20 protein-coding genes are annotated in these 22,447 nt (G+C 52.0%); 4 read left to right on the top strand and 16 right to left on the bottom strand.

The features are described from left to right. Positions 1-420 precede the first annotated feature (420 nt). The 3 genes from VSQ83_RS25320 to VSQ83_RS25310 all read right to left on the bottom strand — a co-directional run bounded on the left by VSQ83_RS25320 (position 421) and on the right by VSQ83_RS25310 (position 4,117). Entirely contained in the window at positions 421-1,746 is a 1,326-nt protein-coding gene (locus VSQ83_RS25320; protein ID WP_047303454.1) for an OprD family porin, read from the bottom strand. Between the two features lie 220 nt (positions 1,747-1,966). After that, positions 1,967-2,299: a DUF2790 domain-containing protein gene (locus VSQ83_RS25315; RefSeq protein WP_326427927.1), complete on the bottom strand. Its 333-nt coding sequence runs from the start codon at positions 2,297-2,299 to the stop codon at positions 1,967-1,969. 186 nt (positions 2,300-2,485) lie between these two features. Then, positions 2,486-4,117, bottom strand: a complete 1,632-nt coding sequence (locus tag VSQ83_RS25310) for a TnsD family Tn7-like transposition protein (protein WP_230679714.1) — start codon at positions 4,115-4,117, stop codon at positions 2,486-2,488. A gap of 203 nt (positions 4,118-4,320) precedes the next feature. Between VSQ83_RS25310 and VSQ83_RS25305 the strand changes: the two genes are divergently transcribed. Next, the gene (locus VSQ83_RS25305) at positions 4,321-5,301 is read left to right on the top strand and encodes an IS5 family transposase (protein ID WP_106117533.1); all 981 of its coding nucleotides are present in this window, start codon (positions 4,321-4,323) and stop codon (positions 5,299-5,301) included. 370 nt (positions 5,302-5,671) lie between these two features. Here VSQ83_RS25305 and VSQ83_RS25300 read toward each other — a convergent pair whose 3' ends face one another. From VSQ83_RS25300 to VSQ83_RS25240, 13 genes are all read right to left on the bottom strand, one after another. Beyond that, on the bottom strand, positions 5,672-7,339 hold the full coding sequence (locus tag VSQ83_RS25300; RefSeq protein ID WP_047303456.1) for a TnsD family Tn7-like transposition protein: 1,668 nt from the start codon (positions 7,337-7,339) through the stop codon (positions 5,672-5,674). 16 nt (positions 7,340-7,355) lie between these two features. After that, positions 7,356-8,816 (bottom strand): ATP-binding protein, encoded by a 1,461-nt coding sequence (locus tag VSQ83_RS25295; RefSeq protein WP_047303458.1) that lies wholly within the window; start codon positions 8,814-8,816, stop codon positions 7,356-7,358. Next, complete coding sequence (locus VSQ83_RS25290; protein WP_326427860.1) at positions 8,813-10,981, bottom strand: Mu transposase C-terminal domain-containing protein; 2,169 nt, start codon at positions 10,979-10,981, stop codon at positions 8,813-8,815. Before VSQ83_RS25290 ends, VSQ83_RS25295 begins: the two co-directional genes overlap by 4 nt. Further along, complete coding sequence (locus VSQ83_RS25285; RefSeq protein WP_326427859.1) at positions 10,978-11,832, bottom strand: TnsA endonuclease N-terminal domain-containing protein; 855 nt, start codon at positions 11,830-11,832, stop codon at positions 10,978-10,980. Before VSQ83_RS25285 ends, VSQ83_RS25290 begins: the two co-directional genes overlap by 4 nt. Before the next feature lie 364 nt (positions 11,833-12,196). After that, positions 12,197-12,640 (bottom strand): hypothetical protein, encoded by a 444-nt coding sequence (locus tag VSQ83_RS25280; RefSeq protein ID WP_326427858.1) that lies wholly within the window; start codon positions 12,638-12,640, stop codon positions 12,197-12,199. A 536-nt stretch (positions 12,641-13,176) separates the two neighbouring features. After that, entirely contained in the window at positions 13,177-13,482 is a 306-nt protein-coding gene (locus tag VSQ83_RS25275) for a hypothetical protein (protein ID WP_326427857.1), read from the bottom strand. A gap of 120 nt (positions 13,483-13,602) precedes the next feature. Next, a complete protein-coding gene (locus tag VSQ83_RS25270) occupies positions 13,603-13,869 on the bottom strand; it encodes a hypothetical protein (protein WP_326427856.1) in 267 nt (88 codons plus the stop codon). A 23-nt stretch (positions 13,870-13,892) separates the two neighbouring features. Next, the gene (locus VSQ83_RS25265; protein ID WP_326427855.1) at positions 13,893-14,279 is read right to left on the bottom strand and encodes a hypothetical protein; all 387 of its coding nucleotides are present in this window, start codon (positions 14,277-14,279) and stop codon (positions 13,893-13,895) included. A gap of 13 nt (positions 14,280-14,292) precedes the next feature. After that, positions 14,293-14,535 (bottom strand): hypothetical protein, encoded by a 243-nt coding sequence (locus VSQ83_RS25260; protein WP_326427853.1) that lies wholly within the window; start codon positions 14,533-14,535, stop codon positions 14,293-14,295. A 34-nt stretch (positions 14,536-14,569) separates the two neighbouring features. Next, a complete protein-coding gene (locus tag VSQ83_RS25255; RefSeq protein ID WP_326427852.1) occupies positions 14,570-15,064 on the bottom strand; it encodes a hypothetical protein in 495 nt (164 codons plus the stop codon). An 11-nt stretch (positions 15,065-15,075) separates the two neighbouring features. Next, the gene (locus tag VSQ83_RS25250) at positions 15,076-15,258 is read right to left on the bottom strand and encodes a hypothetical protein (RefSeq protein WP_326427851.1); all 183 of its coding nucleotides are present in this window, start codon (positions 15,256-15,258) and stop codon (positions 15,076-15,078) included. Between the two features lie 39 nt (positions 15,259-15,297). Continuing rightward, positions 15,298-16,488, bottom strand: coding sequence for a Fic family protein (locus tag VSQ83_RS25245; protein ID WP_326427850.1), 1,191 nt, complete (start codon positions 16,486-16,488; stop codon positions 15,298-15,300). Between the two features lie 129 nt (positions 16,489-16,617). After that, positions 16,618-17,295 carry a site-specific integrase gene (locus VSQ83_RS25240; RefSeq protein ID WP_326427849.1) on the bottom strand — a complete coding sequence of 226 codons (678 nt, stop codon included), beginning with the start codon at positions 17,293-17,295 and terminating at the stop codon, positions 16,618-16,620. A 195-nt stretch (positions 17,296-17,490) separates the two neighbouring features. On the opposite strand from VSQ83_RS25240, the gene VSQ83_RS25235 reads away from it, so the two are divergent. The 3 genes from VSQ83_RS25235 to VSQ83_RS25225 are packed head-to-tail and all read left to right on the top strand — an operon-like array spanning position 17,491 to position 22,446. Continuing rightward, complete coding sequence (locus tag VSQ83_RS25235) at positions 17,491-18,684, top strand: tyrosine-type recombinase/integrase (RefSeq protein ID WP_077750514.1); 1,194 nt, start codon at positions 17,491-17,493, stop codon at positions 18,682-18,684. Continuing rightward, positions 18,677-20,368, top strand: a complete 1,692-nt coding sequence (locus VSQ83_RS25230) for a hypothetical protein (RefSeq protein WP_077750515.1) — start codon at positions 18,677-18,679, stop codon at positions 20,366-20,368. The genes VSQ83_RS25235 and VSQ83_RS25230 overlap by 8 nt, the downstream gene beginning before the upstream one ends. Continuing rightward, a complete protein-coding gene (locus tag VSQ83_RS25225; RefSeq protein WP_326427383.1) occupies positions 20,365-22,446 on the top strand; it encodes a hypothetical protein in 2,082 nt (693 codons plus the stop codon). The genes VSQ83_RS25230 and VSQ83_RS25225 overlap by 4 nt, the downstream gene beginning before the upstream one ends. Position 22,447: the final 1 nt, after the last annotated feature.

Here is a 22,447-nt window from a genome sequence, read left to right as displayed (position 1 = left end):
TCCTGTCCCTGCATGGTTAGCGACATAGCCATGCAGCGGGACAATACTGTCCATTTCGCGCTCAGCAACACGCCAAGACAATGAGCTACTGTTGGCCGCCTCTCCTGCTGTTCCCCTCAGCCCCACGCTATAACGCCCTCAACTAAACGATGCGCACGCAGTCGAAGTGAACATCGACGATGACTCTGCACCTTCAGTCTCAGTTATGAATGGAGTTGCCTGTCAACGGATCAAAAGATCCTAGATGGCAGGTTTAGCGGGGCGAACACAGGTACTGACAACAGAACGTCCCGCCCTTATGTCAATCCACATAAAAAAAGGCGCCACTAGGGCGCCTAAGCCGCCTCCCAAACCAAAGGAGAAACAAGGAGACGGGGTGTACCTGGTAGTCGAACAATTGGTGCCGCAGGTTATTGCTCGTTAAAGTAGTTGCAGTGGGTACTCGACAATCAGTCGGACCTCGTCCAAATCAGATTCGAAATCGGTAGCACGTGTGGTTGCTTGGCGAACACGCAGTGACATGTCCTTCAGAGAGCCTGACTGGATGATGTACTTAGCCTCAATGTCTCGCTCCCACCGCTTTTGGTCTTGCAAGGGCGCTCCATCTGCTCCGCGACGCATGTACACGCTGTTCGCGTTGGAATAATCAGCGTCCCACCCCTTCGCGTAGCGAGTCATGAAGCTTAGGCCCGGAATGCCAAAAGCTTGCATATCCAGGTCATAGCGTAGCTGCAAGGATTGCTCTTTCGGTGAGTTGAAGTCGCTGTACTGGATGGAGTTATCCAGAAAAATCGAGTCCGATTGGCGCAGGTAATCAAAGTCGTCATTGCCGTTGCTGCGCTGATAGCCAACGGTCACCGTGTGGACGCCGAATTTGACCCCGGCTTTGCCACTCCAGATATTGTTATCAAAGCTGTCTAGGAGTTTTTTACCCTCGTCGACCGCGCGGTAATAATTAAATCCACCGATCAACGCGACGCTCTCTGAGAGCGGGTAGCTCAAGGAAGTGCCTGCGTAATACTGATTCCAAACATCCTTAAATTGGCTGGCGTAAAGACTCACACCAACATGCTCATTAACGGTGTAATCGCCCCCAAGGTAAGCAATCCACGGAGCATCAACAGCACCGGCATAGAAAGTCGAAAAGCCGTCACGCATGCTGCTCGAATTGGGTTGGCTCATCGCATGCAGCCGGCCCCCCTGAATGGTCAGGTCTTTAATGCTGGTATTGGTGAACGTTGCCCCCCTAAAGCTCTCTGGCAGCAGTCGAGAATCGCCATACGCCACGACAGGTGTGGATGGAAATACGTCTCCTACTTTGACCACCGTATCCATAAAGCGAGCCTTCGCGGCTCCGCCTACTTTTGAGTAAGAGTCTTCAGGTTGGCCTTTGCTGTTGTAGGGCATGACATCCACTGAGCTTCGAGTCCCCGAGCGCCCATCACCCGAATCAAGCTTGAGTCCTACCATTGCAAATGCATCAATGCCGAATCCGACGGTGCCTTGGGTAAAGCCCGAATCAAAACGTCCAATAATCCCATGAGCCCATTCTTCAGCGTAGCCATTGCCTGTAGGACTTGACTGGCCCTTTCGATAGTCACGATTGAAATAGAGATTACGATTGAGAAGGCTAAAGGTGCTTCCCTCAATGAATCCCTCAGGTTTTGGCTCAACAGCCACTGCAACTTGCCCCATGCTCATGCCAAGGGCAATGAGAGAAAGACCATAAAAGCTTTTATTGTTCATTTAACACTCCAGGCTTTAGCTTGGCAGAGTTTCTTTATGAAATATTTTTATCATTATAAAAAGCCACCGGCACATAGGAATTCCCTCTACGTGCCGGCAGACATAATTTCATACAAAAGATAACTCCAGCGTGACCTGAAAATTACTTCTATGTCAGCGACCAGCAAGCATGCTTAAAAAGCGTAAATGAATGATCTGATGTAGACATGACCTTAAGGGGCTAACTTCCATGTGGGCAGTCGGTACCCATAATCTTGTATTCCACGGTATTAAGCTTGCCCGCCGAATCTTCATAGGTCATGCGCGAAGGCGCAACACTACAGTTTTTGTTGGCCTGTGTGACACTGACCACCTTCTGAATATCGAGGTTCATACCATATTCATAATGAACAACTTCAGGGACGGCCTTACCATTTCTTAAGGCATATTGCTCCATCGCCTGTTGGTTTTCTTGCATCATCCGACCATACACGCGGTCACCGCCTCCTTCAGCCATGGCTAATGAAGATAAGGTCAAAATCGAAGCGGCGCAAAACGCTTTCACTGCTGTCATTGCTTTCATGATTTTCTCCTAAGCTCAATTTTCTGAGTTAAAGAGTAACAAGTGAAAGCTTTCAGAAAGCTGCCGCGAAGGTTACTAATGTGAAAGGTGAACCCTACTCCGCGTTTACGCTTTCAAGCCAGATGGCATTTTTGTTATCACCAAAGGATGGCAGACGCTGACGGAACACAGATGACCTCAAAAGCTTATTGGAACCGGTGGCCCCTCCCAATTCCTCGATACGCCGGTAGATCTGAGCAAGGCCTCCGCGTCGACTCCGGTTTTTTCCAGGCTTGTCAGATCCCACTCGAAGAAACTGGAAAATACCAGGAAAACCTTGCTTGCTACCGCTGAAGTCAATCTTACCGTCGAGTAATTCACCGGGAGCTTCATCCGGATGAGTTCAGAGACAGTCCATACCAAAGTTCTTAGACGGAAATGCCATACTGACTCTTGATGAATCTTTATCTGTTGATAAGTAAGGGGGAACCTCTGCTTGCGTAGATCCAGCTCATGAGGTAACGAACCTGGGAGTAGCGATTGCAAATTCCGAATGTTCACTCTCTTCGGATCTTTCGTAACTTTATATAGCTCATCTACGCCCGCTTCGATAAGGGCCGCATACGCGCCGTCTCTTGAGTCGACAGACTTTTCGACCGTAACTGCAACTTTTTTAGGTGCACGGAGTTTTGCCATTAACCATGCGTTATCATGCTCTAGAATCCATTGCGTAGGTTTGTACGCCTTCTTCCAGAGGTACTCGACATCGGCGTCGTTACGTAGCGCTAAAAGCAACTCAATTTTTTGGCGATACCTAGTTTTTTGGCTAGGATGCGATTCTTCGACTTTGGACGCTCGCGGAGAAACAGAGGCACTCAGCAGAATAGACTCATTCTTCAGAGCCTCTTCAAAGTCATCTGCACTGGAAAACAAATGAAGAGCAATGATCAAATGTCGCGCGAGCGGCATATTTAGCTGACCTTTGTCTGATTTTAGCCGGATCCATTGCTCATGCTTACCGGTGTTATAGGCTGGATCAATCTGCGACAAAAGCTCATCGCCGTAAGCGCTTTGGATGCTGTCGAATAGTTTTGCGATACCTGCATTTTTTCCGAAAATATATCCGCGTTTCTTGCATTGGCGGACGTAGCAAGAACTTAATACCGTACTGCCTATCGGAGGAATATTGCGTTGCAAGATATCGTGTGCGAACAGGGCGACTTTCTGTTCCAATTTTGAGCCCTTGCGAGTCGCTGCGCTGTTTAAGAGGCTCCAACCGCATGCGCATGGCTCAGTCAGATTGGGAAGTAGCTTCAATTTTCGGTAGAACGGGCGAGAGCACTCGGGGCAGGCATGGATCAATGCGTCGCCATGACGCCAACAGACGGCAACACCGGGTATTTGGTGAGATCGATGCCAGTAGGCAGAACCCCGATCAATCAAATCCTCCTGAACGCAGGTAGGACAAATCTTAGCCTTGCCATGGGTGGACTCTTCTCTGCGGGGCACCCGTACCACCCCGTCATAACCCAGCGGTCCTACGTTGTTCTCCGGACCCTGCTTAACCCCAAGAAAAGGTCGGTAAGCAGGAAAAGTGGTATTGCTACTGATCAGCTCTGCGAGATTGCTCTCCGATTGCCCCGGCAGTCTGTGGGCGAGCCTCTCGATCTGATTGGGTACGATGCCACCAATGCAAAAGGGTTTCGATGCGAACAAATCGCGGTAGGTTTCTGTCGCGGTTCTGTTGCCTGACAGATAGTGATATCGGGTGAGACGAGAGTGCAGCATTTCATCCGGCATCGACACGGGGAAAAACAATAGATCAGACATCATTTACCGATTAAAGGTAGGGCTCGAAGAGAATATGCATCCGGGGGCAGTATATATGCAACCCGTCAAATTCTGTATCCGGTATCGATTTGCAAATGATACCCAGCCGCTCAACTTTTAATCGTAGTGAATTCATCTAAGGAATCTCCGAACAAGTTTTCAAATGTGCTGAAATACGCCTGACCACCTGATCCGAGCCGCCTATGAGCCAGATGAGCTTTTCCGATTTCGAATACGCCGGCAAGCGCAAGCAGACACGCCGCGAACGCTTCCTCGCCGAGATGGATCAGGTCGTGCCCTGGACGGGTCTGCTGGGCCTGATCGAGCCGTTCTACCCCAAGGCCGGTGGCGGCAGAAAACCCTATCCTCTGGAAACCATGCTGCGTATTCATCTGTTGCAGAATTGGTTTTCCCTGAGCGATCCGACCATGGAAGAAACGCTCTACGAAATCACGCCCATGCGCCAGTTTGCACGTTTGACCTTGAGCGCCCCGATACCTGAAGACACCACGATCATGAATTTCCGGCACTTATTGGAAAAGCATCAGCTTGCACCTGCAATCCTCGCGGTCATCAATGGTTATTTGCAGGGCAAAGGCATGTCTCTGCGTCAGGGCACTATCGTCGATGCCACCATTATTCATGCTCCCAGTTCGACTAAAAACGAAGAGGGAAAGCGCGACCCCGAGATGCATCAGACCAAAAAAGGTAACCAGTATTTCTTCGGAATGAAGGCCCATATTGGCGCTGATGTCGAGTCCGGCTTGGTTCATCACGTCCACGGCACCGCCGCCAACGTCGCCGATGTCACACAGGTCGCCGAGCTTTTGCATGGCGAAGAAAATGCAGTGTATGCAGACGCCGGATACACCGGCGTTGAGAAGCGTGAAGAGCATGAAAATCGTGAAGTGATCTGGCAAATCGCGGCGCGCCGCAGCACCTATTCCAAGTTGAATAAACGCAGCGTGCTCTACAAGGCCAAGCGCAAGATTGAGTACTGCAAAGCCCAGACACGGGCCAAGGTCGAACATCCGTTTCGGGTGATCAAATGCCAATTTGGGTACGTGAAAGTGCGCTTTCGTGGGCTGATGAAAAACACGGCTCAGTTGACCACATTGTTCGCCCTGTCGAACCTGTGGATGGCTCGAAAACAACTGATGGGTATGGGCGAGTTGCGCGCTTAACATGGAAAACCGGGCGAAAAACGCCCTCGATGAACACTGCATCAGGTCGTTTTGAGCAAATAGCGCTGCGTGCCGTGCAAATTACGACTTGCGGCCGCCGCGCAGCAAGTTGATCGGAGCATCCCTAAGCCCTGCCGCGATCGTACTCTTGAATACAAAACACGTATCGATAACCCGCGCAGGTCAGCCCATGGCGATTGCAAAACTATTTCTGTTGATCGCGGGTTAGTACGTTTTACTTGCTGATCGTGGTCATCCAGCGTATGCCGTAGCTATTCTGGAAGGTGCAAATTTTCATTAATAGAAAAATAATGTGTTTACGTTGAATTAAATTCAGAACTTTTTTAGATCAAGGGAATGGGTGGCTGGATTACAGCGTGGGCCGAATGCTCGCGACCCTGTAGAGCGAAGAACGTGATATAGGCTTGCTCTCCGAGAGCAATTTGCGTCTAGCCCATCGCAGACGCCTATCGTGAAAGCCTTCGATTGATTCACATACTTTGTCGAGCATTGCTGCACAGAGAGGAAGCTTGCAGAGCTGCTTTTCGAAGCGAGACAGAACATGAAGCTCCCGGCCAATTCTGGTACGCGAGATGCGGACAGGCTTACCCGCAAGAGCATAAAGCGCTTCAGCACACTGACGGACTTCGCCGGCCAGTCTCGCATCGAGGGCAGCGAACATTTCGGCGCTATTTAGACGGGGCGTACGATGGGGGCTTGGGTTTAAAGTTGACTCCGAAAGCCACTGCCTATCGTGGCGATACAGCCACGCATACCCCCTGCATGCATGTGCTTTGTAAAAGCGATAATCAGCCTCGAAAGCCGTGCGTCTTGCGCATAGCTCAATGCGAAATCGTGCCTCCCTCCAAGCACCTTGCCCGCCGGCTACATTTCGGATGTGACGATAGACATACGCCAATGAAACGCCTAGAACGGCAGCGATCTTTTTGGCATCAGCTCCCTCAAGAGCATGTTTCCACACAGCGGCTGACGAACAGTCCAGGCCTTCACCAGGCATCACCGGAGAAAGGCGCGTGTGAAGTTGAATGTGAGCTATCGGACCACACTCCACCGCCTGTTTCACCGGGCGTTGACCATGCAGCAAGCTCACCATGTCAATGCCCAGAGCACCGGCCAATAAAATGTATTTGAGCGGATGGTGGGAGGTTATTGACGTACGAAGCAGCTTCGTGACCCATGAGGCGGGTGTACCTGCACGAACTTCTCCGAGTATGGAAAATTCCCATTCTCGCGGGAGTGCGGCAAAAAAATCGGCCATGTGCTGCGCCAGCATGTGCAGGTGCAAGCGATGGTTATCAGAGGCAAGGTTAAGCTGCGTTGCCCTTTGTAAAAGCGTGTAGCGCACCGCCTCCGCTGACAAAGCACTGACTTCAGACTCGATGACCTGAAGTGAGCGCAACGCTATTTCGTGAAGCGGCGGCATGCTCAGCGACGGTGTATCGAGACGTACCGTGTGTGCTTGCACATTCTCATCACCCGGCAGATTGAGTTGTCGAGAGCTGCGGCTGGACCAGCGAGGATCAAGGACACTAAGTGACGTGCCGTGATGCGGACATACCAGCACGCCTGGAAGCATGTGGACCCTGTGCCAGTAAGCAACTCCCCGTTGGGCCTGATCTTGGGCGATACATTCTGGGCATAACCGCACTCGGGAGGCGAATCCAATACGGCTCGCGTTGACGCCCAGCTTCAACATCAAACCCTTCCCATCGGCAGTCATCAGCGTCCGAGCGTGTACTACCTGGCTCATAGTCAAAAACGGCGCATAGTAGGGAAATAGCGTGTGCCGCATGAGGACCTCGGCTATCGATAGCTCGGTACCGCTGGGTAGCGCGTCGACAAACTCCCCTAAATGACTTGGGAATGCAACATTTTGCGAAAATGCTGCCGCCGATTTCAGACCGGCAAATGCTGCTTGGCAATTACGAACACCACAAAGACGGGCATAGCGAGATATCACGCTGTGCAGCGTCTCATCGGGGAACGCCGTGGGGAAGAAATGGAGTTTAAGGTGCACTTCGCCACCCCCCGACTCACGCTTTGTGATACATCGGTGAGAACTCAAACAAGTCCTCGTTGAGCCAGCCCGCAGCTCGCAGAGCATCGAGGGGAGCGTCCTGTTCGCTTAGGGCTTTAGCCTCTGAGTTTTCCACACCAGTTGCAATCGGCGATGGGTGATCCTTCGCAAGAATGGTTGGAGATTGGTCTGCCGGCTTCTCACGGGACACAACGCTTCGAAGCAAGGCGAGGCGATCCTCTCGTGCCAAACCGTCGAAGACCATCATTTCGCTCAGCTGATGCTCAATCGGCAGCAAATCGTCGAACTGCCGCATCCGCTTCGGATCTCGGCTACGCAGAGCTGAAAGGGCTGGCTTTAGAATCTGCATTTTTGAGTTGCTTACCTTCACCAGGACCTCGGCAGTCAAACACTCCGAGCCACTCTGGACCGCATAACGCTGACTCAATACCAGCAGCTTGACCAGGAAATCTGTGACGCCTTGAGTGTGCTCATACAGCGTGTCGAAAATCTCGTCAGTCAGCTCAGCAGTCTGCTTGCACCACTGATAGCTCCAGAGATTTTCGACTAACAACCGCCACTCCTCATCCTCTTTTTCGAATCGTTTGAATTCCAGCGTACCGGCACCACAGACTCGGCGGGCAGTCCGCATGGCTTCTGAGAACAAGCTAATCGTAGAGTTCGTGCCACTGAAAACGACCGGGATACCAATGTTGTTAACCAAGTGAAGAAAGAAATTCAGCATGCTCTCCTTACCACCGGTTTTCGCCAAGTGGAGGTTTTGCAGCTCGTCGATTAACAAGGCGCCGATGAAAAACGTGCTGGCCACCTGCTCCATCTGTTGCAGCGCATCATTGATGTTTCGATGCCTGTAGCGCTTGTGATAGTCCTTGTCTCCTAGAGCGTCACCAACCGCATAAAAAAACTGCTGGCAAAATCCAGCCAGCGATCCATCCCGAGGGCAGTCAAGCTTCAGCCAAGTGATTTGGGTATGAACAAACTGCTTTCCCTCATAGCGCTCATGACGGATTGTCTGTGGATAAAGGCTCAAAATGGCGTGGAGTGCCGTCGACTTGCCAATGCCACTCAGGCCGACGACGGTAAACGTTTCGGCAGTGGACTTGAACGCATCGTGGTAACGCTGAGCCCCCGATAAAGAATGCAAATGCCGGACGGTAGCGGGCGACATCGGGTTACGCCCAACATACCCTCGACGGATGAGCAGTGAAAACAGGGCCTCCAGTTCCAGGTGTAACAAAAACGGCTGTACCACGGTTCTTAATCGGTCGATACAGTGAATTCGAGTGGATCCTTCGAGGGTCAGCTCTTTCGGATCCACCGGCTGAGGAAAATTCGAGATCAGCTCAATAGCCGCCGCCTCCGACAATATAGGAGGCAAAGCTTCGATAAGCGGATTGCCCGCATACTCACTTATGTCCTGTTTGACGTAATTGGCAAACGTCTGCGCACCTTTCATTTTGCCTGTCCTGGCCGAATTCTTTTGAGCAAATCGATAACTTGCGCAGTGCGCTCGCCGGCATATGAGTCATGCGCTTTCGGTGTCGATTCAGATTGAAGTGAAGCTGGCTCCGCCCTGACGCCTTCAGGAACAGCCGCATTTTCACGCTCACGGAGACGTTCTTCTGCGCGGTTCTCGCGGATGTTTCCAGTGGCCTCTGCCTTGGTGGGCGGAGCAGGTTCCAATTTTCGTTCTGCGAGCGCATGGCTGATGATCTGGTGGACCTGATCGCTGAGCTGCACACGGCTTTCCAGCTCGGCTCGCCGGTGAGTAGGCGGTTTTTGGCGATAGGCTTCGAGCAGATCAAAAATCTCGTCCGAGCGGTAATTCGCGTAACCGGCATCCGATCGTCGAAGATCACAGCGGATAAACTGCTTGGCCTCTCCCTGGATCCAGATGTGCGCCGCAGAGTTCGGATCGAACCAACACTCTATTGACCAAACGCCCCCTTTGCGAGCCTTGGCAAACCAATCTTTCTCTATGGCCATATCACAAACGTAGTGCATGCCGCGAAACATCACGCCGCCCTTTTGAACGGTCGCGCGCTCGCGCGGCAAGAGATGGAGGTAAACCAGCTCGTCGGGACGTTTGTTGGATTCGATCAGGTCGTTTTCGCAGGCCCAATTCCATATCCCGTTGGGCGTAGGTTCAACACCGTCATTCATCATCGCCTGAGTCAGTCGGTCAGGCTGTCGATGGTGCCGGTTATAGTGGAGCACGCAATTGATGAGGATCTGGGTGAACTCTTTGAGGTTTAGCGTGGCATCGAGCCGGTAATCTCGCTCGCCTCGCTCTTTGTCTCGCGCAGCTACCCCGCCAGGTAGCCATCTGATACCCGTCAAATCATTCAAAATGCCAAACCGACTTTCTACCATAGGCTTCCAATCAGGCCGATAAGGCGGAGCCGTGCCCATCTCAATTCCCAAGCCTGACGATAGCCCCTCTGCTGCCAGTGACAACATCTCTCCCCTGTCGGCGTAAATCTGGTGGGGCAGGTGGTGACAATTCCAATCATCTGAATTGATTTCAACGCCGTTCTGAGCGCAGAACTCGACTTTGGGGGTAAACGCGTTGAACAGCGCTTGCCTCGCCCCGTTCCAACTGGGACCTTCCAATCCTACATAGAGGCCAACAATCATTCCGGAGAAACTATCCACAACGATATAAACTACGGGCCGGCCAATGAGCATCCGTCTAGAGTAGCTATTGACCAAATAAATATCGGCAATAGTTGCGTCGATTTCGAACTGATGACACGGTCCACGCAGCCAATCGCGAACGGTACCTGAAAGCGGACGGCAGTCCTTTAACCACTTCCTCAACCCTTTACGGCCACGCTCGGTTTCAATTTCGTCGAAAAAAATCTGTCCCCAATATCTGAATTGCCTCAGGCTGGGCAGCTCTAAGCTAGGTAGCAAACGAAGCTCTTCTTCACTGTTTTTAGAGATGTCTCGAACCGAGTAGAATCTTCTCAACATTTCGTCATATGCGCTCGAAATAGAAGATTTCTTATCTTTTACATAAAGGGCATATCCAACTCGTATGCATCGTTTATCAACCGCACTGAGCATCTTTGAAGGCGCAGTGAGAACGCCTTGAAACGTAGGTTTTCGCCCCGGAGGCCTACTCGGATCATATTTTCTATCGGCAACACCTACCGCCGAGTAATTATTAAGTAATGAGTTTCGAACTTGACCATAAAACCAATATCGGTAAAGAAGCCGATAGATCGTTTTTCGCTGAATTCCGAGCTCTGACGCCCGTTTGGTAACAAGCCGGCCTAACTCTCCCCGTACAAATATTCGTCCTAGATATTCAGGATCTAGCAGAGGGGCTATGACAGCCCACTTTTCGTCCCGGCCTTGCTTGGCTCTCTCATCCAGCTGGTCCTCAAGCACAAGCATAAACTCGGGTGTGGTAATGGCTGCTGGTTTCGTGTGACCAGACGCCAACGAACGACGCAACTCTTCGAGACCAATGGCGTAGGGCTGCCGGGGTGGGTCTGTTAGGTCTATCACCACAGCCAAGTCATGCGTTTCATCTTGGTAAATGAGCCTAGCTATCGTAGCGATGACCGACAGATCGGTAACAGGCTCAAAAACCTCATTAACGAGGACAGTCATGACATTTTCTCCTTCAACGATCCTTGGACAGGGATCTGGAAAACTTCGAATTCAGGAACTAGACCAGTAAGGTGGAGAGGAGTGTTAATCAAATCTATTTTCAGTACCTTGTTCCAAACCAGATGGAAGAAAATTGCCTGAGCGTCTAGATAGGAAATGGACAGAAGGGACGCTATTTTTCTTAGACAGGTGGCCAAAGTCCACGAATATTCTCGGCTATTTGCTAGGCACTCGATAAAATTCGAATGCAAAGGGACTTTCATTAGGTCTCGAGGGAGCTTCGAGTATTTTCTGATTAGTCCAAGATTTTTTATCAAATCTCGTGTAAAAAATTCGTCTGTGACGATTTTCCAATCAACACCTTGGCTTTGCCAAAAGCGCTTTTCAATCTCAAGTTTTTCAAGCGTGCGGTTGCTTCCTTTGCCAACTAGGTCGGATCGATACTTCACCGTTCTAGCTACCGACTTAAAGTTTCCGCTCAAGTCCTTAACGGTTAACAGGAAATCTGTTGTCATTACATAGGGCAGTGTCGTTCTAGGGTATCTGGGATAACGTACATCTATTGCCGACGCTATCGCTTGCGCGCGCTCTGTGGGTAGTAACGGATATTGCTCACGGATATCCACGACGTCTTCAGAAAATTCACACACAAGGAAGTACGAACGCTCGAGGTCTGACAGTAGGTGATGAATCCTCTCGATCTTCACACCTTGGATCTTGTGCGAACGACCTATCGACGGGACATCTTGTACCCGCAGCCAAGGCACGTAGCTTGCCCCGGCGCCTTCGCCAAATCCATTTGCAATGTGCCGTTCAATGTCCTGCTGTGATGCAAACTTACGACCTCGCAACCCACGCCTCCTCAGTCGATGCGGACCGCTTCACCTCACGCCGAGAAAAGTCGTAGAAGAACACGACCGCCGTAGCGGCCATATTCAAAGCATTTTCTAGACTACACCCGCAGAGAGTTGAAGCGATGAATCCAGACCAAAGGGAAAGCCTGGAAAAGAAAAACCCCCGTAGATACGGGGGTTTGAGCCTTGTGTCAATCTATGTTCATGAGTGTCAAACTTTATTGTTTTGTGTCAATCTTTATTGTTCAAAACCACATGGATACTCCCTGTTGTTTTCACGGACGCGAAAATGGGCGTCGTTCTACGTCCTCGGCCCCGGTTTTTGGCCGGGGCTTGGTATGTTGCTGGACGCGCTTTTCCCTTACAAATCGAAGGCGGACACGATGAGGGCATCAACTTCGCAATAGTCCTCAAATGGCAGCGACTTACCTGCGTACAAACCTTGCAGGAACCCCCGCAGGCGGGGCACGTCTGAATGGCTATTGGCAGCGTCCTCTTCGTAGGCCTCAAGCGTTTCGAGAGCGAGCGGCTGATCTTTGAGGCATCGCGATACCTGGGCGAACACAGCCCGCAACGCCGCAGCTTCAGCGGCACGCTTGGCAGGAGGCTTGACCAGCAACGTGAGCAAGTCTTCATACAATTTGCCACGCTCGATGTTCACCTGCTGCATTGCAGCCTGCTGCTCTGGTGTCGTTGGCTCAGACACGCGCTCACTCGCATCAGTGACGCTGGCCAACACATCAAGCGCGGAACCAATGGCAGTAATGCGCGGGAGCAACGATTGGATATCGATAACCACAGCCATTTGCTTTGCCCTCCTGGGCGTTGTCCTGCTCGATTCGGGGCCGAAAGTGGCCTGTTTTACGTCCTCGGCCCCGGTTGGCCGGGGCTTGAGGTGCAGCTGAGCGAGTTTTCCGGGGTCAGTTGAATAACCGGTGGAGCCCCACCGTCGTTGCCACCAAGGCAACCAACGCAAGGCTCAAAACGGATGATTGGGGCCTGAAAACTGGTGACCGCATGAACAGCGATAGTTTCGCTTCGTACCCTTGATGGGGCCTGCTAACCCATTGCACTTTTTGCATGAAATCGAGTGGTCTTTGTAGCACGGGGGGTCGCTTTGTATCCCCGATGATCGCTGCTGATTCGCTTTCCCATTGAGAACGACAGCAGTAACAACGAACTTTACAACTCCATTCCAAAAACCCATTGATGTCTTCTCCGGCTTCATCAGCGCAAAATTGCGTTTCTTTTACTGGCCTAGCCCCGAGTTTTTAGGTCGGGGCTTGGGTATACCTGGTGCGTTTTCCTACTTACTTCGACGCTTGGTGTAGAGGACCGCACCTATGAAAGCTTCTCCGCTTGTTCTGCAATCACTTCAACCCACAATGCCAATTCACTAGCTGCTGCATTCTTATCGGCCAAACGTTTCTTATAGCCGTTCTTGGGGCCTCGTTGATTTTCGGGTGTTTCGAGAAACTTGTTGTAAGCCTCCCGGTACCGCCGTATGAGCCTTTGACCTTCCTCATCGAAGTTGAGAGTCAACTTGTCTGATGGTTCCATGGCCGCCGCTACGTTCGAGGATTTTGCTTGGCCACCCTGAGTCCAGGTGTTGGGTTGTTCTTTGGCGGTATCCGATTTGCTGGTCATGACGGATCATTCCTTCGATATTGTGGACGCCAGAGGGGTATCCTTCTACTGCCGCTGCCCCACTCGATGGCGGGGCTTGGGCATTACCGGTAAATTTCCGTCAGTTCGCGGCATTGGCCGTTACTGGGTGCCAGCTTTATTCAGGCGCTTCATGGCCATCAACATTGTCTCCAGCAATTGGCAACTGATGATGCCCTCGTCTTGGCGGGTGATCAGACCGGCATCTGACAGGGCTTGCACATAGCCCTTGCCCTGATGGTACTGATGGCTAACCTGCTCACCCGATTGGGCAGTCCGAAGCTGCTGCAGGCGCTCCTCACAGCTCCGTTGTATTTGGTCAGTGGGGTATTTGGCCTGTACGTCGAAAGCGGTAGCAGTATTGGTCAATGTGTCTCTCCTAATATTTCCCTTCAACTTTCGACGACTTGCAGCGCAGGGATATCTACCCAGCTTGCACGTAACACCCACTGCCTAAACTCTTCGACGGTCTGCCCGCTTTTGGCATGCAATCCTTGAAGCAAACCAGTGAAACGCTGCTCGTACACGTTTGCTTCTTCATCCTCGACCACGTAATAGTCGCTGTAGGTATCATCAGGTTGTAACACTTTGGAAATGTGCGATTTATACAGCCAGTGCAAAAAGTCGTGATCCCTCCAGCCTTTCGGAAATCGGGTGGCCAACTCGCTCCAGTCGGTAAGGCTGTAATGATCTGGATAGTTGCAATCCGCATTTGATGTGTAGACCCAGTACAGACGCCCAATCGTCGGATGAACCGCACTGACAAAGACTTCGCTCATGGTGGTCTTTTCCTTAACTCGCGGCTTGGGCCGCATTAGCCTCATCGTTCAGTTTTTTGGCCAGGGTTTCACCGGCCTCTGTCAGATCAAAATCACCATAGGAAGACTTCACTAGTCCGCGTTTGGCGAGGGCTACACAGGTCCGAATCCGAGCGGCATAGGACAGGGGACCATCCACGCCGAAATCATCCCAACCCCAACCCTTGCCGAGCTTCATCAGCACGTTTTGCATTGGCTCACTGAGCTTGGTAGGCATGCGATTTTTCCTTGAATATTCGCTCAGAGGGGCTTCAGCCTTTAAGCACCATTTTTAAAAGACCTTCTGCTTCCAAGCCCAACAAATTTTCGTAAGGCTCAGGGTGGCTCAACACATCCAACAGCCCGATGAAACACTCAGGCAACCACTCGGTTTCGTCAGGGTTTAGACGTGACAGCACGGCGTAGGCTTCGTCGAAAAGCCCGTAACGCAACTGATCCTGGGGCACTAACTCAACTGCTCGCTTTTCTGATAACGCGCAGCAATACTCAAACAGGTTTTGCACCTGGTTCAGCAACAACTGTGCATCACGCCCCTTGCTGTCGTGCAGCCACTTGATACACACCCGTTGAATGTCGTCGATCAGATGCACGAAGCGTTGCCACTCACGCCCGGTTAGTGCGCTCTGGTTATCAGGCGCTGCGCGTAGTCGCTCGCGGGCCTGGTCCCAGCTTTCACCCGGTCGGGCGCCTGATGCGACCTCGGCATCCGTAAGCGGCGCCGGCTGGTGACCCCAAAAGTCATTCATCGCGTTTTCCCTCAACTTTGGACTGTCGCTTGAGCGACCACCGCTTTGCCTTCATCGCTGTTCACCCAATAAGCCCAAGACTCGCCAGAGTTTCGGTCGCCCGAGTGGTCGCGATCTCTGAAACCTTCTTCGTAGCCTGCCTTAAAGGCTGCTTGCAGGGCACGTTCAAATGCCGCTTGATCCATGACGCTCATGATTCTTTTCCTACCATTCCAAATGGTGTTCCAGCCCCCCTACCAAAGGTAGGGGAACAGGAACTCGATTGAGTGCCGCGAAAGGTTCAGGGATACCGGCTTGCGTCCGTCGAGGCTGATCAAGCCCTCTTTTGCCATCTGGCTCAACAGGCCCCGGGTGGTGCGTTCCCCAACGCCAAGGCTGGCCTGCAGCTCGGCACGTGGCTGGTCGCCCATATGGAGCAAGGTTTTGTAAACGTCCCTGGCCTCGATCCGGAGCTCTGGCAGTGCATTGCCCTTGCCGTCTGAAAGCGCGCCACGACTGCGCATCTCGAAGTACACATCGATCCGCTCGCCTAGCTTCTCCGGATCAAGCTGAGCGCTGAAGTACTGAACCTGGTCCAGCGCGGTTTCGGTGAAGTACTGGGTCCAGCGCATCAGACCGCTATCCGACAAAATGCCGCGACCGTCCTGGTCGCCTTTCCGAGGGTGGTCGGCTGCCTTGAGCATGTCGTAATACGCGTCGGTGTTTCGGGCGAAGCCACGGCTCATCGACCACAGCCCATAGCCGCCAAAACCGGCGGCCTTTATGTACTGGTCAGTGAACAGGCGCCCTGTGCGGCCGTTTCCGTCCATGAAGGGGTGGATCCACATCAGCCTGTGGTGCGCTGCAGCGGCCGCGAGGAAGCGCGACAGCCCGTGAATTCGATCCAGTCGGTAAACGCGCTCGAATTGGCCAAGGTGGGCGTGCATCTGCTCAGCGGTCGGGGCGATGTGTTGGCCAACCTTGACGCCGTACTCGCGGAATACGCCGGGAAGCATGCGGATAACGTCGCCTTGTTCGTTAATTTGGATATCGAGCATCTCCTCCGGCACACCGACGTAGAATTCGCGGTGTAGACGCGAGATGGTGTCCCGAGTGCAGACATCGACTGGGTTGATCGGGTCGTCGGTGAGGCGGCGCTGCGCTTCAATGTGGCGCTTGATCTCCAAGAAGTCCTCGCTGGCTTTGACCTCCTGAGGCGCGTCTGCAACCTGTTCGGCGCGCAGAATGTCAGCCGGTACCGTAGAGTTACCCTCGATCTTGTTGCTGTAGTACGAGTTCACTACGCGCAATAGGTTGGTCATCGGCACGCGCAGCGGGCGCGGGATCTTGCCGTGGAGTTCCGCATCAAGGCGCATGACCTTAACGATCTGGTCCTGCAACTCCTCGGGAGCCTTGTCTTGGGGAATATACGGGGTGAATGACATTTGCCGTTTACCTACCTTACGCTATGCCTTATTAATAAAGGCCTATATAAATTTTTAGGTGATTATTTTGCCGGTTCGCTTGCCGGTAGTATACCACTGACTTCTCAAACACTAGGGACAATTAGCGGACTAAAGGGCGACCTCAAAAGCCCGCCTGATGACGTCTTGATCTACGTTCAAATAGGGCTTGCTATGGTCAAGACAGGCGTGCCCGAGGATCGTCTGTACTGTCTCTACATCCCCGGTCGCGGCCAAGACTTTTGCAGCTAGAGAGCGTCTGCCACTGTGAGACGAACCCTGTTTGATACCGGCCTGCCGGTAGAGCCTGCTGATCGTCTGTTGCAGCGAATCGCAGGCCCGATACACCTCAGGCCCACTGTCCAGCTGGCGATGTTTGAACGCGAGTTCAAAGGCTTGGCCCTTGTGTGTGGTGACCAGCTTTGAACCTGGCCGCAGGCCTCGGTATTCGTCGGTGCCGGAAAGGCCCCAGCAGCGCTGCAAGCGAACTGCGATCCAGCCATCCAGGGCGACAAGGCATCGTGGATGAGTCAGATACACATTGCGCGGACGACAGCCCTTGGTGATGTCTGCGCGTAAATACACCTCAGGCTTGATGGCTCCGCTGGGATATAGCACGTCTGCGACCTCCAGTAAGGCCAGCTCGGTTACGCGAATGCCAGTGGTGTGTGTGAGCCACAAAAGCATCACGTCGCGCTCCGGTAGACGGCCAGTCACGGATGCGACGCGGATCAGGTGCTTGAATTGTCCAGGTCGAAGGGAAGTTGCGCGGCGGATGGGTGCTGTCATGGGGCTCTCTGTCAGGATTGATGACGAATCGCGAATGATCCTGAGAGAGTGGGCAAGGGGCCTCCTGAATAGCTTACAGGCCCGCGTGCCGGGGTGTTCACGGAGGGTAACCCTATTTCTGTTACAGACAGAGCGCCCATGATTCATTAGCTTAGAGAGAAAGGATCTCTCAGTGCTCAATGAGTGGTATGAACCATGAGGCTACTGTTCACCGATGACAGTTTCGTCCTGCTAACCCAGGCTTATATTGGAATTCCTTTCCTGCTGAACGGGCAAATGGAGTTGGTTGAGCCGGCAAACGATTACCTCATGTATCTGGCGCTGGAACGAGGCAAGACGCGTAGCCCCAAGACATGGAGAAATCACGGCGAAGCACTGTATGACTATTTCTCATGGCTGGAGGCAAACGCCCTCGATTGGGCTCATGTCCCTGTCGCGGGGCACGCTCGATCCGCCGTAAGTAATCTTGCCGCGTATAGGAACTGGTCAATTTCCCTGACAAGACCATCAACGGGCCTAAGGGCCATAAAACCGAGCACTTTGAACCAGCGGCTGACATGCCTCATGGGGTTCTATCAATGGGCGCATAAACAAGGCCGCATTAGCTCAGTTCCTTGGGATGCCTCACCGAAATTTGTTGCCGGAAACAATCAGGGCTTTTTGAGGCATGCACACGCCGCCAAGATGACAGATGGCGACGACCTTCGGCTCAAGGTCTTCCGAGAGCCGCCTAAACTTCTATCGCTTGAGCAAGCCAAGCTTCTGGTTCAGGCATGCACAACCAAAACGCTTCGATTGATGACGGTGCTGATGCTTCAAACTGGCCTTCGCAATGAAGAATGCAGGACATTCCCTATTAAGTATGTTTTTGACCCGACAGGGCTCGATGTACGGAAGCGCATTCGTGTTGATCTCAGCCCATCGGACATGCTGCTGAAGAATTCAAAACCTAGGACAGTCTTCATTGGTTGGCACGTCATGCGGGAGCTTTTCGATTATCTGAGCTTTGCTGAGGGAGCATTCAGGGCCAACTTTGGTCGCAGTGCAAGCCGCTCTGGGATTCAACCCATCTTCTTAAACAGAGATGGTCACCCTTTCAGTGAAAAAGGCTTGAACAATGCGTACAGACGACTTTGGTCTGGGAAGCAACCTCGGATTATGTTCAGGGTTACTCCGCACATGCTGAGGCATACCTTTGCTACTTTTGAACTACTCCACCAGTCGAAGCGTGCGGCCATGGGGCAAGCACTTGCATGGGTTCGAGATCGCTTGGGCCACAGCAGCGTCCAAACGACTAGCATCTATCTTCATTGTCTTGATCTCATGGAAAACTCGGAACTGAATACATATCAGGAAGAGTTGGACTTGCTAGGGAATGCACATGCCTAGACCCAGAAAAAGCTATGGCATGCAGCCAGAAAACATCATCTCAATTGAAACAGCAAAAAAAACTCCTGGTGACATGTCGATTTGCGTTGGAACGAGGGTGTTCGACTTCGCGCAGTGGGCATCGGTACCGGAAGCGATTGAGCCAGCTACGAGACTATTGCTCTCACGTCAGCTACACGAGGCCGTCCAAGAAATTCAATCGTCGGGGGTCAGCCAAGCGACCGTAATGAACCTTTGTGCCTCCGGTATGCGTTATTGGTTCAAGTACCTCGACGCTGAATCGGGTAAGGGCCGCGTCATAGGGTGCCTCGCCGACATAGTCCCCCGCACAGTTGAACGCTATACGGAATGGCTGAAGCAACAGCCAGCAAGGGGTAAGGGGACAATCTCAATCACATCGGCGCGGGCCATCTACAACACAACAAAAACAGTCTTGATGAACCGTGTTCGCGCCGGGCAACTCGGGATCGGTGTGTTTCCTCAAATTCCATTTCCGAACGCCGACAGAGCGTATGTTGGTCATCAGGCATTCACGCAGGGCGAGATAGAGCGCTTGCTGATAGCGCTCCTGAAGGACTTAGACATGATCCGCTCCGGTAATTTGCCTAGTGGGAGCGAGGCCGCAGCTATGACTGTTTACCTCTTGCTGATCGCTGCCAGGAGTGGTCGCAATCTCACGCCACTACTAGAGATGAGCAGAGATGCGATCACCGATCACCCTCTCAAGCCGGATATGGGCGTGCTCCAGTTGTATAAGCGTCGAGGTTTCAAGATTCACCGCCAAGCCTTTCGTTACCACACCACTGATGATGAGTCCGCGTCGGTACCGAGCGATGTGGTCACCCTGTACCGGGAAGCGCTAGTCCGATCGTTTCCTTTGCTAGATCTAGCACCGAAGACGATGCACGATCGTGTCTGGCTTTACCGCGCCAAGGGGAATAGAGGCGTGAAGACTCTCAACGCCTCCAATATTGACCAACAAGCCACTGCACTGGTGGCCCGGCATCAAATTTTTGGCGATAGAAGGGCATCGAACGGCCTGCCAGAATTACTGAAGGTCAACGTATCGAGGCTACGAAAAACCTTTGCCACGCGAATGTGGCAACTGAGCAACGGAAACTTGTTCAAGACGGCTCAGCTCTTGGGTAATAGTACGCGGATGACTGATAGCCACTACCTCGCTGTCACGCCCGAGATGGAGCGGAATCACAAATTCGTTGGTCGTATTCTCGAAGGCGTCATGACCGGTCAGGTGAATGAGCAGAGCTTTCGCGATGACTTGTCAGCTCAACTATCCATAGAGCCCGAAAAAGTTGATCTGCTACTGAGTGGAGCACTTAATACAGGCGTTGCGCGTTGTTCAGATCCTATCAATGGCCGTTTTGCTCCAAGAAATGGCACCACCAACTGTCAGCGCTTTCTCCATTGCTTTCGTTGCCCAAATCAGGTCGTGATCGAATCAGACCTGTATCGTCTGTTCAGTTTTTATTGGCTCCTGATCAAAGAACGCGGGCTACTCGGCAAATCGCGCTGGAATTCCGTCTATGCGTGGGTGATCCGTGTCATCGACAACGATATAACTCCCCTTTTTGATCCGGTTGTAGTTGAGCGCGAGAAACACCGAGCCCTCGCTACCCCTCATCCAATGTGGCGAGATAGGACTTTGCTTGGAGGTGATGAGTGAACGGTGCTAATGCAACTGTAGCCAGGCCGCCCTGTGCAGTCCTGAGAAAGATCGCTGTTGATGATCGAAATGATCTTGCAGTTACATACATAACCGGCGAAAACGGTAAATCAATGCCGCTTTCTAGGTATGAGGACAACATATGGGACTTTTCCCCGTATGTTCTCAACAAAAATACGTCAAACCTCTATGTGAATTTTGACCATCCACTTTCCGATGAAGTGAGATCCATCGACAAATCAGAGACTAGTTTGCTAATAGCCGCTAAGTCTTTTATATATACTCGTTGGCTCGCCAAGTCACCGCGATCAACCAAGCACATAAAAGCAGCAACACTAATTTCGTGCTGGACGAACGTGAAGCCGCTTCTTCGTTGGATGTGCGGGCAATCCATCACGGGCTTTGATGAGCTGACTCCTGTGCGGTGTGCTGCGTATGCTTTATATGTAGGCGCGGATAAGTCTGTTAAGCAGAGACAAAAAGTTGCTCTATTAGAAGTTTTGGAATTGATATACGCTTTTAGAACTCATTTGCCAAAACCAATGAGTGAGCATCCGTGGCCAGAGGAAACTGCGTTCAGTCTTGCAGGGGCTCGACGTACAGGTGGTATGTATGATGTCCGGACTGAGATTATTCCAAAGCGCTTATATGCCGATCTCGGGCGAAAATCCTTAGAGTTCATAGAGCATGAGTCGGATCGAATTCTGCATATCTGGGATACATTCCACTCCTGTTATTCACAAGAGATGGAGCTTGCTGAGTATCATGCAAGGGTGAGACTGGAAAAAGGTGCGAAGAGCTCCTATCAGACGCTAGAGTCAGTGTCTTATGATATCGCGAGGGCAAGGGCACTTTCTAAAATGCAGTCTTTGCTTGACGCGAACGGACTGCGATTTTTAACGGATCTTGATGATGAGGTCAGGATTCTGCGTACGTGCTGCTACATCGTCGTTGCCATGTTTAGCGGTATGCGGGACTCCGAAATTATTTCGTTAAAACATAATTGCTTTGAGCGCTCATTCGATATGGATGGCGAAGAATTTTGCTGGATACATGGGCTCACATACAAGCTGGAGGAGCAGCCAAAACCTGCAAAATGGATGGTTCCACCTGTCGTCGAAAAGGCTGTGAATGTGGCAGCGGGGTTGCGGAGATCTCTTCTGCCCTACATCGGTAAAAGAAGATTGTATCTGTACGAACTAGCCAAAGATGAGGGACTAAAATCAAAAGTCGTCAATGATGCCACTCTCTTGGGTAGCAGCCTTTTTCTTGGCTGGAAAGCGCTTGGCACGCGGCCTGAATTTCTACAGAACGTACTAACAAATACGCTCCTCAAAAAGGTTGCAGAGCGTTTTGAGCTAGTGGTGTTGAATGATGACTTGGGTGAAGTTCTTGATCGTACTACGATAACTCCGGAGAAACTGTGGCCGCTCGCAACACACCAGTTTCGGAGAACATTTGCTGTTTTTGTCGCCAGGAACGTACTTGGCGATGTTCGGTATCTGCGACACCATTTCAAACATTGGTCAATGGATATGACTCTGCACTATGCAAAAGACCCGCTATTTGATGACACGCTTCTTGAATCTGTATTGTCAAAAAGGGACGAATTGCAGGTAAGTATCGTTTCTGGATGGCTGGCTCCGAGCCAGAAGCTTTCTGGCGGTAGGGCTGACCATATCGTGCGCTTCAGAGGGAGACCCGAGGTGAAGACAGCAAAAGACCCTAAAGCTCTGGTCAGGGCTGTTGGCGAAGGTGTTTTTATCCGTGGCACCGGCCACTCTTGGTGTTTGGCAACGACTAAGGGATGCGGCGGGGAGGGGCTTTACGATGCGATTCGTTGCGTTGGCTGCGGTGAGGGTGTCATCGACCAGGGACACTTGCTCATATGGCGGCGCATTAGAGATCAGCAGGCTGAGGTGCTCTCATGGCCAGATCTTGGCGATCCGGCCTGGGAGCGAGCCACAAGGCACTTGCGAGAGGCAGAGCGGGTGCTAGGCGAACTTGGAGACCCAGTTGAGCCGTATTCCTTACCAGAACGTCCATCGCGTCTCATACCAGCAGTAGAGGCGGTGTAGC

The sequence above is a fragment of the Pseudomonas sp. DSV-1 genome, assembly GCF_035830915.1.
Taxonomy (GTDB): Bacteria; Pseudomonadota; Gammaproteobacteria; order Pseudomonadales; family Pseudomonadaceae; genus Aquipseudomonas.
This window is presented reverse-complemented; position numbering and strand designations above follow the sequence as displayed.